General features: G+C 44.5%; 21 protein-coding genes. 7 read left to right on the forward strand and 14 right to left on the reverse strand.

The window, feature by feature from the left end; translation table 11 throughout:
* Positions 1–35: 35 nt before the first annotated feature.
* Together QWT69_RS16320 and QWT69_RS16325 are read left to right on the forward strand one after the other, a co-directional pair.
* Positions 36–587 carry a Uma2 family endonuclease gene (locus tag QWT69_RS16320; protein WP_317967469.1) on the forward strand — a complete coding sequence of 184 codons (552 nt, stop codon included), beginning with the start codon at positions 36–38 and terminating at the stop codon, positions 585–587.
* 61 nt (positions 588–648) lie between these two features.
* The gene (locus QWT69_RS16325) at positions 649–795 is read left to right on the forward strand and encodes a hypothetical protein (RefSeq protein ID WP_317967471.1); all 147 of its coding nucleotides are present in this window, start codon (positions 649–651) and stop codon (positions 793–795) included.
* 277 nt (positions 796–1072) lie between these two features.
* Here QWT69_RS16325 and QWT69_RS16330 read toward each other — a convergent pair whose 3' ends face one another.
* The 3 genes from QWT69_RS16330 to QWT69_RS16340 form a co-directional block, all read right to left on the reverse strand.
* On the reverse strand, positions 1073–1924 hold the full coding sequence (locus QWT69_RS16330) for a dimethylarginine dimethylaminohydrolase family protein (protein WP_317967473.1): 852 nt from the start codon (positions 1922–1924) through the stop codon (positions 1073–1075).
* Positions 1925–2138: 214 nt separating this feature from the next.
* On the reverse strand, positions 2139–3461 hold the full coding sequence (dsdA, locus tag QWT69_RS16335) for a D-serine ammonia-lyase (protein ID WP_317967475.1): 1323 nt from the start codon (positions 3459–3461) through the stop codon (positions 2139–2141).
* Between the two features lie 63 nt (positions 3462–3524).
* A complete protein-coding gene (locus QWT69_RS16340; RefSeq protein ID WP_317967477.1) occupies positions 3525–4379 on the reverse strand; it encodes a D-alanyl-D-alanine carboxypeptidase family protein in 855 nt (284 codons plus the stop codon).
* Positions 4380–4792: 413 nt separating this feature from the next.
* Between QWT69_RS16340 and QWT69_RS16345 the strand changes: the two genes are divergently transcribed.
* The gene (locus QWT69_RS16345; RefSeq protein ID WP_317967479.1) at positions 4793–4927 is read left to right on the forward strand and encodes a hypothetical protein; all 135 of its coding nucleotides are present in this window, start codon (positions 4793–4795) and stop codon (positions 4925–4927) included.
* A 243-nt stretch (positions 4928–5170) separates the two neighbouring features.
* Here the strand turns inward: QWT69_RS16345 and kynA are convergent, their stop codons facing one another.
* From kynA to QWT69_RS16370, 5 genes are all read right to left on the reverse strand, one after another.
* Positions 5171–5989, reverse strand: coding sequence for a tryptophan 2,3-dioxygenase (kynA, locus tag QWT69_RS16350; protein WP_317967481.1), 819 nt, complete (start codon positions 5987–5989; stop codon positions 5171–5173).
* Positions 5986–6618 carry an arylformamidase gene (kynB, locus tag QWT69_RS16355; RefSeq protein WP_317967483.1) on the reverse strand — a complete coding sequence of 211 codons (633 nt, stop codon included), beginning with the start codon at positions 6616–6618 and terminating at the stop codon, positions 5986–5988. Before kynB ends, kynA begins: the two co-directional genes overlap by 4 nt.
* Positions 6615–7886 carry a kynureninase gene (gene kynU / locus QWT69_RS16360; RefSeq protein ID WP_317967485.1) on the reverse strand — a complete coding sequence of 424 codons (1272 nt, stop codon included), beginning with the start codon at positions 7884–7886 and terminating at the stop codon, positions 6615–6617. Before kynU ends, kynB begins: the two co-directional genes overlap by 4 nt.
* 99 nt (positions 7887–7985) lie before the next feature.
* Positions 7986–8591, reverse strand: a complete 606-nt coding sequence (locus QWT69_RS16365; protein WP_317967487.1) for a response regulator transcription factor — start codon at positions 8589–8591, stop codon at positions 7986–7988.
* Positions 8588–9721: a sensor histidine kinase gene (locus QWT69_RS16370; RefSeq protein WP_317967489.1), complete on the reverse strand. Its 1134-nt coding sequence runs from the start codon at positions 9719–9721 to the stop codon at positions 8588–8590. The genes QWT69_RS16365 and QWT69_RS16370 overlap by 4 nt, the downstream gene beginning before the upstream one ends.
* Positions 9722–10084: 363 nt before the next feature.
* On the opposite strand from QWT69_RS16370, the gene QWT69_RS16375 reads away from it, so the two are divergent.
* On the forward strand, positions 10085–11545 hold the full coding sequence (locus tag QWT69_RS16375) for an IS1182 family transposase (RefSeq protein ID WP_317967491.1): 1461 nt from the start codon (positions 10085–10087) through the stop codon (positions 11543–11545).
* A gap of 134 nt (positions 11546–11679) precedes the next feature.
* Here QWT69_RS16375 and desA read toward each other — a convergent pair whose 3' ends face one another.
* The 4 genes from desA to QWT69_RS16395 form a co-directional block, all read right to left on the reverse strand.
* Positions 11680–12732, reverse strand: a complete 1053-nt coding sequence (desA, locus tag QWT69_RS16380) for a Delta(5) desaturase DesA (protein ID WP_317967493.1) — start codon at positions 12730–12732, stop codon at positions 11680–11682.
* Between the two features lie 176 nt (positions 12733–12908).
* On the reverse strand, positions 12909–13649 hold the full coding sequence (fabG, locus tag QWT69_RS16385; protein WP_317967495.1) for a 3-oxoacyl-ACP reductase FabG: 741 nt from the start codon (positions 13647–13649) through the stop codon (positions 12909–12911).
* A gap of 98 nt (positions 13650–13747) precedes the next feature.
* On the reverse strand, positions 13748–14074 hold the full coding sequence (gene ytxJ, locus QWT69_RS16390) for a bacillithiol system redox-active protein YtxJ (protein ID WP_317967497.1): 327 nt from the start codon (positions 14072–14074) through the stop codon (positions 13748–13750).
* Positions 14075–14130: 56 nt separating this feature from the next.
* A complete protein-coding gene (locus QWT69_RS16395; protein WP_317971149.1) occupies positions 14131–14706 on the reverse strand; it encodes a glycerol-3-phosphate acyltransferase in 576 nt (191 codons plus the stop codon).
* A 98-nt stretch (positions 14707–14804) separates the two neighbouring features.
* On the opposite strand from QWT69_RS16395, the gene QWT69_RS16400 reads away from it, so the two are divergent.
* The gene (locus QWT69_RS16400; protein WP_317967499.1) at positions 14805–15461 is read left to right on the forward strand and encodes a phosphatase PAP2 family protein; all 657 of its coding nucleotides are present in this window, start codon (positions 14805–14807) and stop codon (positions 15459–15461) included.
* A 57-nt stretch (positions 15462–15518) separates the two neighbouring features.
* Here QWT69_RS16400 and QWT69_RS16405 read toward each other — a convergent pair whose 3' ends face one another.
* The gene (locus QWT69_RS16405; RefSeq protein WP_317967501.1) at positions 15519–16064 is read right to left on the reverse strand and encodes a hypothetical protein; all 546 of its coding nucleotides are present in this window, start codon (positions 16062–16064) and stop codon (positions 15519–15521) included.
* An 83-nt stretch (positions 16065–16147) separates the two neighbouring features.
* On the opposite strand from QWT69_RS16405, the gene QWT69_RS16410 reads away from it, so the two are divergent.
* Positions 16148–16474 (forward strand): MGMT family protein, encoded by a 327-nt coding sequence (locus QWT69_RS16410; RefSeq protein ID WP_317967503.1) that lies wholly within the window; start codon positions 16148–16150, stop codon positions 16472–16474.
* A 20-nt stretch (positions 16475–16494) separates the two neighbouring features.
* Here QWT69_RS16410 and QWT69_RS16415 read toward each other — a convergent pair whose 3' ends face one another.
* Positions 16495–16716 (reverse strand): transcriptional regulator, encoded by a 222-nt coding sequence (locus QWT69_RS16415; protein ID WP_317967505.1) that lies wholly within the window; start codon positions 16714–16716, stop codon positions 16495–16497.
* Between the two features lie 184 nt (positions 16717–16900).
* Between QWT69_RS16415 and mscL the strand changes: the two genes are divergently transcribed.
* Entirely contained in the window at positions 16901–17278 is a 378-nt protein-coding gene (gene mscL / locus QWT69_RS16420; protein ID WP_317967507.1) for a large-conductance mechanosensitive channel protein MscL, read from the forward strand.
* Positions 17279–17288 lie beyond the last annotated feature (10 nt).

Consider the following 17288-nt stretch of genomic DNA (forward strand, 5'->3'; position numbering starts at 1 on the left):
GGTAGAATAAATTCAAAGTTAAGGAGTTGAGTGGAATGGCGGAGACGGATTCTAATCGGAAACTCATGATTAAAGAGGTCAGTCATTGGGAAGGTCAATGGGAGTTAATTGATGGTATTCCTTATAATATGGCGCCCGCCCCATCACCTTCCCACCAACGAATTGTAGGCGAGTTATTTTTTGCATTGCGCAGTTATTTTGGGAAAGATGGTTGCTCAGTGTTTGTCGCACCTTTTGATGTGCAACTGGATAATTCGGATGACTTTACGGTTGTTCAACCGGATGTATCTGTTTTTTGCCTAAAGGAGTTAATTGGTGAGCGTCGTGCGATTGGATGTCCTGATCTAATTGTGGAAGTTTTGTCCCCTTCGACTGCACTTAAAGATCGAAACCAAAAATTCAATTTGTATGAACGTGCTGGTGTTCGGGAGTATTGGCTTGTAGATCCGCTAAATCGGACAATCGAGGTGTATGGGTTGTCGGATGGTCGTTATGCGAATCGCGGCGTTTTTGGTAGTGCAAATACGTTAAGCTCTTTCATTTTCTCTGAGCTGCAGATCGAATTGAAAGACATTTTATATGATTGAACTCGCATACTCCACTCAAATCTGGATACGCTAACCGCAAACAGGAATGGAGTGTTGCGTTATGATGCCGGATCGTACGCCGATGGCCGAGTTGAATGATGAGCAGTTGAAGATGCTGAGTGAGATGGAGGACGAACTTGGAGTGACATTGGTCGCTTATGAGAGTTCAATGCATGAGACGAATCATATCGTAGAGTCGGACGTTTGAAGGCAAGGGCTATCTATGGATAGTCCTTTTTTTAATGTGGGGTTCATTTTGATTTATCAACACGAAAGATGATGAGTAGTAATAGTAACTCAGAGGGACGGGAAAGAACTTGTTTAATGTATTGACTGGCCGGAATTTGCACGATTATGGGACTTTAAAGCTCGCTTTATGTACCGATTCGCCAGCTCTTGCACGACTACGGGACTTTAAATGACATTAATTAAGCTATCAGGGACAACCGGTCTTACACGGATTGTCCCTGACTGCATTTTAGTACTTATTCACGTTCCAACGGCATTGAACAGCATCTGAACGATCCGCCGGACTTGATGATTTCAGAGAAGTCGATTTCGATGACTTCGAATCCGTGGGCGCGCATTGCTTTGTTTACTTCTTTGTTTTGAGGTTGGCTGAATACCTTTCCGTCCCCAATGGACAAAACGTTTGTGCCGAGTGAGAACTGCTCTTTGGCATTCACTTCAATTAACGTATACCGCTCAGACAACGTCTTAACCATTTCCGGATCTAACGCTTCAGGGAAAATGAGTGCGACTTCAGGTGACAAGATGTTGAATACACAATCCAGATGCAAATACTTCTCGTTGAACGGCACGCGGATAATATTGTGTTTCGGCAAATCACGTTGTATATTTTTTACCGCTTGTTCGGACGTTCTGCTGCTAATACCGATGTAAACATTGTCACCATCGACGATGACGTCTCCACCTTCAACACGGTGATCAGTCGTCTGGTAGTCAATATTTTCTTCTTCAAGAAAGTCTTCCAATGCTTCCTCTTCACCTTTACGAATGTCGCTCGCCATTTCGGCAACGAACACTTCATCCCCAACCGTGAAGCCGATATCACGTGTGAAGACTTGTTCTGGGAACTTTTCAGAAGTCGGCAGCTTAATTACTTCTACGCCATGTGCGCGCAAAAGACGTTCGAATTCTGTATGTTGTTTCATTGCTCTATCTATATCGATATTTTCGTCTTTGTATTTTTTCTGTACATCATTGATGACGTCTTCAATTGCCATATATTGCGGTTGGCACAGGATAACTCTTTTCAATGAATCATATTCTGTGTTGCAATGTGTTTTTGATTGATCGTCCACTGGGGAACTCATGCATTCATCCTCCACTTTCTTTTTAGGTCTAACCTTGTATTCCCTATTTTCATTGCGTGCAAACGTTTTCTTTTTAACTTACGTAGAATCAAGGATTTAAAAAAGCGTCGCAACCGTAAATGTCGCAACGCTTCAACCTGCTTTCAAATGATAAGTATTCTTTTAATTCCGCAAGTTATTTCCCGTATCTTGTCGATTTCCCGGGAAATACCGATTATTTCCTGCTTTCTGCTTTGCCGATTCCGTAGTAAATATCCATTTCGTTTTCTGGAACCATGCTGCCGCCTGTCGCCCAAACGAGGTGAGTCGCATTTGGTGAATGTGCAGAGGGCACTTCATTGCCGATTGTTTGAATAGCGCCTGTCATACCAGCAAGTGCGGATGGTTCCAAGCGAATTTCTTCTGTGTCTGCGATCAGCGTCAACAGTTCAAACATTGTTTCATCTGAGATGGTGTAACAACCAGCAAGTAATGGCTCCATCTTCTTTCCGACGAAAGCGGAGGGCGTGCCGACCGCGAGACCGTCAGCGGCGGTATGATTATCTAGACCGAAGTCGGCTACGGAAACTTGGTCATGCAATCCTGTCATCATACCGATTGTCATGCATGGTGCATGTGTTGGTTCCGCAAAGAAGCAATGGACGTTATCGCCGAATTGTAGTTTCAATCCGAATGCGACACCGCCTGGTCCCCCGCCTACTCCACATGGTAAATAGACGAATAACGGATGATCTGCATCGACAGTCTTTCCGAGCTTTTCCATTTGTGCAGCGAGACGTTCGCCTGCGACGGCATACCCGAGGAATAGGTCGATTGAGTTTTCATCATCAACGAAATGACAGAGCGGGTCTGCATCCGCCTGACGTCTTCCTTCTTCGACCGCTTTGCTATAGTCGTCCGCATATTCGACAACCGTCACACCTTTTTCACGCAACAGGTCTTTCTTCCACTGCTTGGCGTCCGCTGACATATGAACCGTAACATTGAAGCCGAGCTGTGCACTCATGATGCCGATGCTCAAACCGAGATTTCCCGTCGATCCGACAGCGATTTTATGCTTAGCAAACAGATTTCTGAATTCCGGTTCTGCAAATTTGGCATAGTCGTCTTCAGTTGTAATCAGTCCATGTAGCAACGCGAGTGTTTCTGCATGCTTAAGCACTTCATAGATGCCGCCACGCGCTTTAATAGACCCTGAAATCGGAAGGGCATTGTCCTGTTTGAGCAATAGTGTTCCGGGAATATCCGTGGCGTATTTGTCAGCAAGAGCTGTTTTCATCTTCGGAATTTCCGTTACTGGTGATTCGATGATCCCCCCCGCTTCCCGAGTTTCCGGAAAAACGGTTTGAATATACGATGCGAAACGCCTCAACCGCTCGCTTGCGTCCTTGACATCTGCAGCCGTAATGCCTGATTGGCTGATTCCTTCATCGCTATGACCATTTAAGGGATTTACCCATAGCACTTCGTTTTTGTCTATAATCTGTTGCAGGAGTGGTAATTTATTCAGCCACTCGGAGATTTCGTTTTGATTCATCTTCTATCGACCCCTTTGCTAGTTAAGAACGAGTTGCATCCAGTATAGCATGTTCAGGGCTGGTTATTGTTGACTCAACACATAGCTGTCAATCAATTCTCGTGTTAGTTCAAAGCGCGGTTTTATTGTGTCATCCCCATCCGCTGTGACACCGATAACGACCGTAATAACCCTTTCACCGTTATAGACACCAGTACTGGCAAAGCATGATTCAGCGAGTTCGGTGTAACCCGTCTTTAGGCCATCCATGCCGATCATTGCTTCAGGCATTCCTGGCAACATAAGGTTTGTAGACCATCGTTTGACGCCTGCACTCGTCGTGAAGTCCGTCAGACTTGTAAACTGCAAAACTTCGGGATGTTCTTCGATTAAGACGCTTGCAATCGCTGCCACATCACGTGCTGAAGCAAGATTTGTTTCATCCTCATCCAAACCTGTTGCATTGATGAAATGGGTCTGATCCAAGCCTATTTTTTCCGCATAGTTATTCATCTCTTCGACAAACAATTCCTCAGAACCGCTGACCACTTCTGCAAGGGCAATCGCTGCGTCGTTTGCGGAAATGACAGTCATGGCCGTGAATAATTCATTCACTGTATACGTATCTCCTGACTGCATGTCCAATTTCACTGCGTTCGCGGGTTGGTTTAACGCTGCTGTGGAGGGCGTGTAGAGGCTGTCCCAAGATATGCGACCGTCCTCTATCGCATTAAGGACAATATATTGAGTCATCATCTTAGACAGGCTCGCGATCGGTAACGCTGTCTTGGAATTGTCTTCATAGATGATTTTCCCCGTGCTCGCATTCAGGATAATGGCTGCTTTAGCATTTTGTGTAAGGGATACTGCTTCATTTTTCGGCATTAATACTAGGATAGCTAGTCCTGCAATGAGTAGAATCATAAGTACTTTCTTCATAAACTCACACCTTTTTAAGTAATAACTTTATTATCCTCTAGGAAGATGAAGATTCATGCATCTTATTTCTTAAGATTTACTGAAGGTTTGAAGATGCGCCCGCACACACCTCTAACCGGAGTTCAGAATATTCTAAGGATACAATGTCAGTGATGGTGGTGATTTCATTTTTCCAGTCATCAGTTGGGTTGCTGGATACTATATTGGAGATAAGGCCGATTCACGAAATGCTAAACGCTTGCGAAAGCAGGCTGCTGTAGATGAAGAGCAAGAAGAATTCGTATAATGGCGCAGTATGTTGTTCGCATCGCCTCTAGTTGAACAGGTCAGGACGAATGGGTTATGTGCATCCGTGGGCAATCCAAGGTTGGGGCAATGGGTCACAACGGTTCGAGGAGGGGTTCCTACAGTCGATGAGCAATCATTTCGACGGGTTCATTGCTGATTCAACGGGTTTGGAGAATTTGGCCGATCTGCAGATGTTTAAGTCGGGTTGGTTATACGTAACGCCCACACAACGCACTGCGTTAGCAGAAGTTGACATGTAAAAGTAGTAAAGAGAGATTGTGACTTCGCCAGTGGAGTTTCGTTGGCGGAGTCTTTTTGTGGGTTTTTGGACTTTTGCGGGGGAGTTATGGACTTCTGGGTGGACTTTTGGACTTCTGCTGGGAGTTATGGACTTTTGGCGCGGGGAGTTCCTGTTTTGGGACGTGCTTTGTCGCGTTGAGTGCTTTTGACCAATCAGCAATTACGTAAAAAGACTGCCAGCAATCGGCAGTCTTTTGATGTTCTTATAACTTTGTCCGGACATCCCATAGTTCAGGGAAGAATTGATGGTCGAGGACGGATTTTAAATAGTTCACGCCAGATGAGCCACCTGTCCCCGTTTTGAAACCGATGATTCGTTCGACCGTTTTCATATGGCGAAAGCGCCATTGCTGGTGGCTGTCTTCGATGTCGACGAGCTTCTCTGCGAGTTGATAGAGATCCCAGTATGTATCGACGTCCCGATATACTTCAAGCCAGGCTGCGGCTACGGTTGGGTCTCCTTCGTACGTGACGGAGAAATCGCGTGTCAGCAATGCTGGATTGATGGCAAATCCTGCACGTGATAAAGCGCGGATCGCGACATCGTAAATGCCAGGCGCTTGGAATGCCGCAGTTAAGCTACTCGCAAGCTCCGGATCTTTCTCGTAGATTTTCAAAATATGCGGTTGCTTGTAGCCAAGTGCGAATTCGATAAGACGGTTTTGGTACGACTGGAACCCTGATGCGCGGCCGAGACTATCGCGAAACTCCATATATTCGGCCGGCGTAAGTGTCGCGAGGACATCCCACGCCTGGATGATTTGTGTCTGCACGCGGGATACGCGCGCAAGCATTTTAAACGCTTCAGGCAATTCATCTTTCTCGATGGATTCGATAGCTGTGTTTAGTTCGTGCAAAATAAGTTTCATCCACAATTCACTTACTTGGTGGATGACAATGAACAGCATTTCGTCGTGATGGCCGGATAGTCGTTCTTGGCTGGATAGCACTTTATCCAAATGCAGATATTCACCATATGTCATATTGTCTTTAAAATCTGTATGGATGCCTTTTTCACTCATTTTCCTAGTCTCCTCACTACTGCGCGGACTGGACTTCCATCTGCCCCCGCAATTGGCAATGGCAATGCAATTAGTTCATACTCACCTTGCTCGACTTCATCCAGGACGATGTTCTCCAGGATAAGGACGTCATTCGCGTACAACGCATGATGTGCATCGAGTGTCTTACTATGCTCGGAATCGACGGACGGCGTATCGACACCAATGAGTTTCACACCGCGTTCTTTCAGTAATGGACCAATATCTGGACGCAATACAGTATATGATTGTGGAAACACATCCGCATTAGGGCGGCTGGAAGTTTTCAATAAAACACGCTCAGCCCCACCGAAATCGTGTGCTTCCAAGTTGGAATAACCAACGCTATCAAGACCCGAGACGTCAATGACGACCGCTTTTCCGATATAGACATCAATCGGCAGTTCATGCACTTTAATTCCTGCGTCATCATAATGAAAAGGCGCATCGATATGCGTACCCATATGGGTGCTCGTCGTCATTTTACCAATATTTACGGAACCGGTGTCCGCTTTAGCGAATGCAACTTCGTACGTGAAAGGTGTATCGCCAGGCCATTCGGCAATTCCATTATGCAATGTCTGTGAAATATCGATCCATTTACCCGTCATGCGACGACACTTCGCTTATTTTCAAACTGTTCATACCGTTTTTCATTCATGATTGTTTTTAGTTTCTGGACGGTATGCCAAATGTCTTCGTACGTATTATATAATGCGACGGGTGCAAGACGGATGCCGTTCGGTGCACGGAAATCTGGAATGACGCCGTCTTTCTTCAATGCTTTACAGATTCGGGCCGCTTCCGCATGCTCGAGCAATAAATGCCCCCCACGCGTTTCGTCCAAAGGGTTACCAATTGTGAATCCTGCTTCAGACAGTTCCTGATCAATCAGCTCCAGCATATAACCTGTCAGTTTCAATGACCGTTCACGTATCGCAGCCATGCCGAGTTCCTCGAACATTTCCAGTGAGCCTATTACCGGCGCGAGGCTTAACACATGCGGTGTGCCAATCTGGTAGGCACCTGAATCGATTGCTGGGTCCATTGTATGATCCATATCAAATTGCGCTTCCTTCTTCGAACCGAACCATCCGGCAAGTCCAGGCGCTTTACCAAAATTCTTCTCGTGAATGAACAACCCACCGACAGAACCCGGGCCGCCATTCAAATGCTTATACGTACACCAGAATGCAAAATCCGCACCCCAATCATGCAGGGAATGCTCGACAGATCCAACAGAATGGCAAAGGTCGAAACCAATTGGGATATTACGGTCATTCGCCGCTTTCGATAGTTTTTCCATATCAAGCACTTGTCCACTCCGATATAACACGGCTGGAAGTACAATTAACGCCACGTCTTCCGTCATCGCCTCAATTATCATGTCTTCATCAAGAAAACGGCCATCACGGCTTGCGACTTGGATTAAATGCGTGTCCGCATCATAGTCTTTTAAACGCAACTGACTTTTCAGTGCATAAATATCAGATGGGAAGTTCAATTCGTCAGCGAGGATTTTGGTTTTATTGCCGACAGGCTTATAAAACGTTGACACAAGCTGATGCAAGTTGGTTGTCGTCGAGCCTGTCGCAATCACTTCTGCGGCCGCCCCACCGACGAGTGGCGCCATTTTCTCTCCGATTGTCTCAGACATATAAAACCAAGGATGCTCCCCTTCTGTCCATCCATCGATTCCGAGTGTCTTCCAAGATTCCAACAGTTTGTATAATGTGCGTTCTGCCCGTTTGGATAACAAACCGAGGGAATTCCCATCCATATAGATTGTTTCTTCCGGTATGTAAAATTCGTTACGATAAGCTGCGAATCGGTCATTCGCATCCAGTTGCTGCGCTGCTGAAAGTGTATGTTGTGTCATCGTCATTCCCCTTTCCATTCCTGTTAAAAGCATAGCATATTTGTCGTATCTGCCGGTATGGAAAAAGACCAGCACATGGCCAGTCTTTATGTGTAAAACTTATTTGAACCAGCCTTTTTCCTTGAAGTGTGAAATCGCTTCAATTCGGTTGCCGACATTTAGTTTTTCAAGAATCGTCGATATGTAATTACGCACAGTTCCTTGCGTCAAATACAATTCACCTGCAATTTCCTTCGTCGTCTTTCCTTCAGCAACGAGTTCAAGCACTTGGCTTTCGCGGTCCGTCAACGGATTCACTGAGTCTTCTTCGTACGCGATATCGACAAGCTCGGGCGCATAAATACGACGGCCTTCGTCGATTGTGTGGATTGAATCGACAAGCTCCTCTATCGGGCTGTCTTTCAATAGATACCCGCGTACACCTGCTTTGCGTGCACGTTCAAAATAGCCTGCCCGTGCGAACGTTGTCAGGATGATGATTTTGGTATCCATCCCTTTAAGTTCTTCTGCAGCATCAAGCCCCGTCTTCACGGGCATTTCAATATCCATAATGCAAATGTCGGGTTCGTGCATTTTGACGAGGTTTACAGCCTCTTCCCCGTTACGTGCCATCCCGACAACTTGCATGTCATCTTCCATATTCAAAAGGGAGCCTAGTGCGCCCAACATCATTCCCTGGTCTTCTGCAATGACAATTCGAATCACGACTTCCCCTCCTCTACTTGATGTGTAATGACAATCGGCATACGAATTGTCAGTTTCGTGCCACGGTGTTCTTCAATATGAAGTGAGCCGTTGACGAATTCAAGTCGTTCACGCATTCCTTTCAGTCCACTGCTAACTGATTGTTGCTCTTTCATCCCGACGCCATTGTCATGAACAACGATTACCACTTCGTCTTCCGTCTGTATGAATGCGACTTCACACTCCTTCGCTTCGCTATGTTTAACGACGTTCGTCACGGCTTCTTTCAAGCACATGCTCAAGACGTTTTCCATATTGGACGGAAGTATAGTCGCAGCGGGCGGTACCCCTGTAACTTTCAGTTCAATTTCGCCCGCTGAAAGAATTTGGCGGACACGAATCATTTCATCCGTCAGTTTCGTTGCGCGCATGTCCGCAACAAGTTCACGCACTTCTTTCAATGCTGTACTTGCCGTCTGGCGGATATCAGCGAGTTCCCTTTCAGCTTCTTCTGGGCTTTTGGTGATCAATCTGCGTGCCAAGTCGCTTTTGAGACCGATCATCGATAATTTCTGTCCTAACGTATCATGCAAATCGCGTGCAATCCGCTCCCGTTCTTCAAGCAAGATGAGTTCTGAAATTCGGTCTTTCGCATCTTCCAGCTGACCTTCCAAATTCTCACGTCTGCCTCTGTTGTATAGATTGAACGGTAGCAGAATAACACCAATAACCGTAATAATGATGAAATGAATCTGTGGCAGAAACAGATTTAAGTCAATGAAAAACCCTGCAACAATGGCACCAATCGTTAGCGCAATATGTAGTCCATACATAATGAAAAAGCCGACTTTGTTACGAATGTTGCCGATGAAAATTGCTGTAAAAATCGAGAAATACACATAGCCGAACAATAACGTCATGACGACGCTAATGACGATTTCGAAACTAAGCCACATATAGACGATGCCGCTCTTTGACTTGAATGAAAAAAAGTAGGATATGAAAAAGAGAGCGAGCAACCCGATTCCGATTGAAATATCAAATGCCGACCATGATCTGAAAATGAAGAAAAACGGTAGCAGGCAGAAGATGATCCATGCGTAAATACTAAGCCATGGGCTTTTTGGTATGATTTTGTACCACTTGTGCATCTGCATCACCGCCCTTGTTCTTTCCATTGTACCAAAGACACGAATAGTGAAACAACCACCCCACGAATGGAGGCCACTGAAAAAGTACAATACTGTTGATTTGCGCTTCAGTCGGACGCGTTCCGCGGCGCGGGCGGTGAGCCTCCTCGTTCGCGGCGCTTCGCTCTGCTTCCTGCGGGGTCTCACCTGTCCCGCTTATCCCGCAGGAGTCGCCGACTTACGCTCCAATCAACGGAGACTGCCAGGAATCAGAATTGGTTTTTGAATAAGTTAGCTTGACGAAGTCCACTACCAGTAAAAATAGGTAGTGGACTTCGTTTTATTTGGGGTATAATTGCCGTATTACATTGAGGTGGTGTCCCGATGATTTCAACCCAAGAAACATTGAATCTAAGTCCATACATGGCAATCTACGATATTGTCGTCCCAAAAGATAATATGCTACGCCAGATTGGCGAGCTTGTCGATTTCACATTCATCCTTGATGAATTGAAAAACAAGTATTGCTTGGACAACGGACGCAATGCAGTCCCCCCAATTCGGATGTTCAAATATTTATTGTTGAAGTCGATCTTCGATCTTTCAGACGTGGATGTAGTTGAACGATCTAAATACGATATGTCCTTTAAATTCTTTCTGGACATGGCGCCGGAAGATGACGTCATCAACCCGAGTTCATTAACGAAATTCCGCAAACTTCGTCTTAAAGATGTAGGTCTATTAGACATGCTCATCTATAAAACGGTTGATATCGCGCTAGAAAAAAAGTTAATAACGAGTAAAACCATTATCGTGGACGCAACACATACGAAATCAAGATATAACCAAAAATCACCCAAAGAGTTCCTGATGGAGAAGTCTAAGAATGTACGAAAGGCAGTCTATCAAATTGATGAATCAATGAAGGAGAAGTTCCCGTCCAAAACCACTTCCAACGAAGTGCAGGATGAGTTGGATTATTGCCAGAAAGTCATCACTGTCATTGAAAAAGAAGAGCACATCGCCCGTATACCAGCTGTTCAAGAAAAATTGAATGTGTTAAAAGAAGTGGTGGAAGATTTCGCAGAACAGCTCGATTTCTCAACAGATCCCGACGCGCGTGTCGGACATAAAACAGCAGATTCTTCTTTCTTCGGTTACAAAACACATCTCGCGATCAATGATGAGCGATTGATTACAGCTGCGATTGTGACAACTGGTGAAAAAAGCGACGGAAAATATCTGCAGGAACTGATTGAGAAAAGCCAAGGAACAGGAATGGAAATTGATACGGTCATCGGTGATACCGCCTATTCAGAAAAAGACAACATCCATTATGCAAAAGAAAACAAACTTCAATTGGTGGCCAAGTTAAATCCTTCCATCACACAAGGTGGCCGAGCGAAGGAAGATGAATTCGAGTTCAATAAAGATGCTGGCATGTATGTCTGCAAGGCTGGACATATGGCCATTCGCAAAGCACGTACGAATAAAAAGAATGTAGGAAAGAATCAACGACAAACCTATTATTTTGACATCGAAAAATGTAAAACATGTCCATTTAGGGATGGATGTTATAAAGAAGGTGCGAAAAGCAAGACCTATTCTGTGACGATAAAATCGACAGAACATAAAGAACAGGAAGCGTTCCAAAATAGCGAGGAATTCAAAGAGATAGCTAAATCTCGTTATAAAGTTGAAGCGAAAAACAGTGAAATAAAACAAAGACACGGGTATGATGTAGCCACATACGCGGGGTTATTTGGCATGCAGATGCAAGGTGCCATGACCATATTCGCAGTAAATCTTAAACGAATCTTGACCTTAATGAAGGAAGTAGAGTAAGAAATAACAAAGAAAAAGGCGACGAATCGGTCGAAATCGAACCGATTTGTCGCCTTTTTATATTTTTGTGCCTAGTACAACTTTAAAAACGCAAGTTTTTCAGTGGCCTCCACGAATGAGATGGTTGCATGGTTTTATTTTGTGTCAAAACTTGTGTGCTTCCGTTTCAAATCGATTGTTGGCAATGGTTTTTTCAAAATACTATTCACTTCTTTGAATGTGATAAAGCGCTTTTTTGACGGGTCATATACTTTGTATTTAAGTGACTCCAAGCTTGTTTTGATATTAATAGTCGTCGCCTGATGAAGGGGCGGCGTTGAATCGTGTGCAAGCTCCAAGTTATAATTTGGAACACGTGGTGCTAAGTGATGCACGTGGTGGAAGCCGATATTACCTGTCGCCCATTGAAGGACTTTCGGCAATTTGTAGTACGAGCTGCCTTCCACTGCCGCTTTCACGTAATCCCAATCGGATTCCTCTTCAAAATAGGAATCTTCGAATGTATGCTGGATGTAGAACAACCAAATACCGAGTGCTGCTGCAACGAACATGATCGATCCCTGAACAATCAGGAACGCCTGCCAACCGACAAGCCAGATCATCAACGCATAAATTGCGACAAGCAATACATTCGTCAAATATGTGTTATTACGTTCTTTCTTCCGTGCATCTTTACGGTTAATACGCCCTGTAATTAGGACAAGATATAACGGTCCAAATCCGAACATGACAAGTGGATTACGGTAGGCACGGTATTTGAAACGATCCCATTTTGAAGCGCCTACATATTCTTCAACAGTCATGACCCAAATATCGCCGACGCCCCGCTTATCGAGGTTCGAGCTAGATGCATGGTGGATTGCGTGTTCACGCTTCCATTTTTCGTACGGGAACAATGTGATGATCCCCGTTATCGTTCCGACAATATCATTTGCTTTTTTGTTTTTAAAGAATGAACCATGCGTGCAGTCGTGGAAGATGATGAATGTCCGAACGACAAATCCTGCTGCTATGATGGTGATTCCGATTGTCAACCAGATGGATACAGAAAGGCTCTGATACGCAAGGAACCAGAGAATGAAAACAGGTGGTACCGTATTGATCAGTTGGAAGACGCTCTTTTTTAAATCCGATTTGGCATAAGGCGAGACATCTTTATGCAGTTGCTTTGTTTTTTCCTTACTCATATTTATAAGCCTCCTCGAAATTTTTCGTTATCTATAATACTAGAGGCATTTCACTGTTTGCAGAATAGATGAACGTCATGACTTTGCATATGATAACTGTCACTTCTTGTGAATAATTTCACACAGTCTGCACTTCCTGCTTTTATTGCATAAAAAAAGACCCTTTCGAAAGGGCCTTACTTCAACATGCCGCCGTCTACTTCAAGCACGGTCCCATTAATGAAATCGGCATCGTCTGAAGCGAGGAAAAGATAAGCATTTGCGATATCTTCAGGTCTGCCAAGCCTTGTAAAAGGGGTCATCTGCTTGATGTGCGCCAGTACTTTTTCCGGAATTGTTCCAATCATATCCGTTTCGATGAATCCTGGAGAGACCGCATTCACATTGATGCCTTTACGGCCGAATTCTTTGGCCCAAGTGCGTGTCATGCCGACGATACCCGCTTTTGAAGCGGCATAATTCGTCTGTCCGACGTTTCCACCAAGTCCCGCAATGGACGAGGTGTTGATGATTTTTCCTTTTCCTACTTCAAGCATTGCCGGCAGGAATGCCTGCGTGCAATGGAAGACACCTGTCAAATTGACGTCGATTACTTGTTGGAACGTTTCAGACTCCATTTTCAACAGCATTGCGTCACGTGTGATGCCTGCATTGTTGATGAGCACGTCTACTTTTCCAAAATGGGCAAGCACTTTTTCCGCTGTGCTTTTCACTTCAGAGTCCTTAGCGACATTTGTCTTAAAGAATGCCGCTTCAATTCCTTGTGCATGCAATCTTGCTGCAAGCTTTTCACCTGCATTTTCATTGAAATCGATGATGGCGACTTGCGCACCCTGCTTACCGAACAGTTCTGCCGCAACCGCGCCAATCCCGTTCGCCCCTCCCGTAATGACTACCGTTTTCCCTTTCATCTTCACATACTCTCCCCCATTTATGTATTGCTTAATCGTTTTAATTTACTATAGCACACAAAAGCAGGCATCCCGTATAAACTGGGTGCCTGCATTCTATGTTGTCAGCTATTCACTTCAATTGCTTTTTCAATCGATGTTTGCACGATGTTGTAATGACTCGCGTTCCATACCGCTTTACCGTCTTTCACCAGAAACAGTTGCGGACTTTCATGAGGGATGCCAAGGTCTTCTTCAACAGCGCGTGAGATCGGCTTATTATTTTGTACAATCATATAGTTTTTCGGAATGTCCGTTTCATACGCTTCGAAAGCGCGATAGCCCGATGCACTAATCGGGCAAGTCGAGCTATGTTTCATCATGAACACTGGACCGTTTTTGGATTCGTCAAGTACACGTTCCCATTCGTCGACTGATTTGATTTCCTTCATCTAAATCTCTCCTTCGTTTTTCGATTGTAAATTCTTTCGTATAGATAGTAAATACCCTATCCATTGCGGATTGAATCTCTATTCAGCAAAGCTTTAAAATCATCCCTGTGGGCGAATAAAAGAAGCGTAATTACCAGGCAACTTGCTACAACCTGACGCCAATCCTGCGTAACCGCGTACACGAATGCCGGAGACAACGACATCGCAGTCAATCCTGTCGCTGAAAAACTTTTCAGCAACGGCTGTAAGACGATGAATGCAGCAACAAACAAACCAACGACAAGCGGATTAAACGCAAGCATCCCACCGATGAATGTCGACACGCCTTGTCCACCTTTGAAGCGATGCACAATCGGAAAGATATGTCCAAGCATCACAGCAAACAGGCTGGCCAATTGGATGATTTCATTGTAACCGAGCCATCTCGCTGCTAGCACAACTGCCACCCCTTTTAGGGCATCACAAATGAACGTTACAACAAAGGCCTTTTTCCCGAACACCCTTCCCATATTGCGCGCACCTGGGTTGCCACTTCCTGCTATTCGTACATCTCCCGCAAACAACCGTTTTCCAATCAATGTCGCGGTCAAAATATTACCTATTCCATATGCCCCAAGCAAAAAAATGAGCATGCCCACAATCATTCCTCTATTCTTTATCAAATTCGTATACGGATGCATTCTCCAGTCATTTCCTGTACAATAGTGCGCAGTAGAAAGGATGGCCTTGCATGAAAATACTTTCCGCACGCCTCATTCTGGCGTTAGTACTATGTATTCTTTTTGGCGGTGTCTTCGCCTATATCGCGAGAAGTATCAGTCTCGAAACGATTAATGATTTTGACAGTACTATCATTAACATCGTTCAAGGGTGGGAAGCTGATTGGCTGACACCCATTATGAAAGTATTTACATTTATCGGCTCGACGAAATTCGTCTTATTTCTTATCGCCGTCGGTTTCGCTATTCTCCTGTTCGCCGTGCGCAATCGTGCAGAAGCGTTCTTGTTCTTCATTGCTCTTGGAGGGACAGGCGCATTAAACCAAACTTTGAAATTCATTTTCAAACGCGAACGTCCCGACATTCATCGCCTCATCGAAGAGACAGGTTTCAGTTTCCCGAGCGGTCATACGATGATGGCATTCAGTCTATACGCGGTTATCGCTTACCTCCTGTGGCGACACATACGCACAGCCGCCAGCAAAGTCCTGCTACTCTTTGTAGCGATCTTCATGTTTGCAATGATCGGCATTAGTCGAATCTATCTCGGTGTCCATTATCCGAGTGACATCGCTGGAGGTGTGGCAGCAAGCGCCTTCTGGATGATTATTGCCATTTCAGTTTACGGTTATGTTTTGGACCGAAGAAAACGTACAATTGCAAAGTAATGGGTTGAATTGATTAGGAAAAACGGCTCCTGCATATACGTGGGAGCCGTTTCCATTTCACTCGTTATACTTTTTCGCCTCTTCCGCAGATAGAACACGCGGCTCGAAGTTGCCGACTTCCACATACTCAACGCGGCCGTCGACTGTCACTTTGAATATGTAAGCGTCAGTCGTATGGTCGATTGAATCGAATGTAGTCTGCTGTTTTTCATAGTATCGCTTCAACTCTTTTTCTACCCAAAATGGAACATCTGTTCCGTTTACTGTCTCTTTTTCCGCTTGCTCCGTTTTCCATTCCAATTCCGCCTCCGGATTCAACTTGAAGTAGATTCGTTGAAGTAGATCAATGACTTCACCGAATCCGATAATTAGAAGTCCGTAAAGAAGATGGGTCGCAATGATACTGATGAAACTAAAAATGGCAATACCACTTAGTCCAGTTGAGTATTCTATATTGCCGAACTCATCCATGAATTCCCCGCCCATTTGAGACATCGTCGTAACATAAAAGATTGCTTGAAGGACTCCCCATGCGATAACGATAATACCGGCGATTTTTATAAGATAACCGATTGGATTTTGTTTCATGAATAACTTCTGCATAGAATCGTTCCTCCTTGTGTCATTTTCTGTATATCTATTGTACGATTAGTTTATCAAAATAGTTTCATTTGGAGGAAGTTTTAATGATTCCATTTACAGAACGTGTCATCCGTATGATTCAGCAGATTCCACCTGGTAGAGTCATGACCTATGGACAAGTAGCTGCAGCTGCAGGGAATCCGCGTGGAGCAAGACAAATTTCCTGTATCCTTCACTCCATGAGTGCAAAGCATGACTTACCTTGGCATCGGATTATTAATGCGCAAGGAGGCATTTCCACACCAACCGACCGGGAAGACAAAGGCAGTCTGCAACAAGAGCTGCTCGAGTCAGAAGGCGTAGCATTTTCAAGTGATGGGAAAGTCGATTTGAATAAATACCGATGGTTTCCCGAAGGCGAATATATTTGAGTTCCGCAAACGGAATCTGTCTAGATCGCCTGCGGTTCCCGATTCACCACCTGTTGTACAGATAGTACCCGATCTATTTTAAATGTACGTTTGGAACGGCGCAAATAACAATAAGCTTTGAATGAATGGTTGGTGATCGACAGAATATGAATTCGTCTTTTCGTCAAAGAACCATCCGCGCCGATATAAATCATGTCCGCCAATTCATGCCTTTGATATATTTTTAACAGTTGCTGTCTCACTCGCTCATCTCCAATCAGAACATTTGTTCCAATTATATGCGAACGCACGTGTGCACGCAACAACATTAGTTGTAGAATTGAAAAATAAATTCTTTAAACTCTATTTGGCACTAGTCTATTTACGTTGCAAATGGTAAAGTAAATAACTACTTGAATCTTATTTACCATGAAGGGAAGATAGACTATGTGGAAAGACTTTAAGGAATTTGCATTCAAAGGGAATGTCATTGATCTTGCTGTAGCTGTCGTTATCGGTGCAGCGTTTGGCAAGATTGTTTCCTCCCTTGTTGAACATATTATTATGCCCGGAGTCGGGATGATTACGGGGAAAGTAGATATTTCAGAACTGGCCGTGACGGTTAACAAAGTCGTGTTTCCGTACGGAATGTTTCTACAATCCATCCTCGACTTCATCATCATCGCGTTCTCTATTTTCATCTTCGTTCGCATTTTGATGAAATTCAAACGGAAAGAAGAACCGACCAAAGAAGAAACAGCAGCTATCGATGCAAAGGAAGAATTGTTGAAAGAGATTCGCGATCTATTAAAAGAAGGCAAGTAAAAGCAAAAAG

The sequence above is a fragment of the Sporosarcina oncorhynchi genome, from assembly GCF_033304615.1.
GTDB lineage: Bacteria > Bacillota > Bacilli > Bacillales_A > Planococcaceae > Sporosarcina > Sporosarcina oncorhynchi.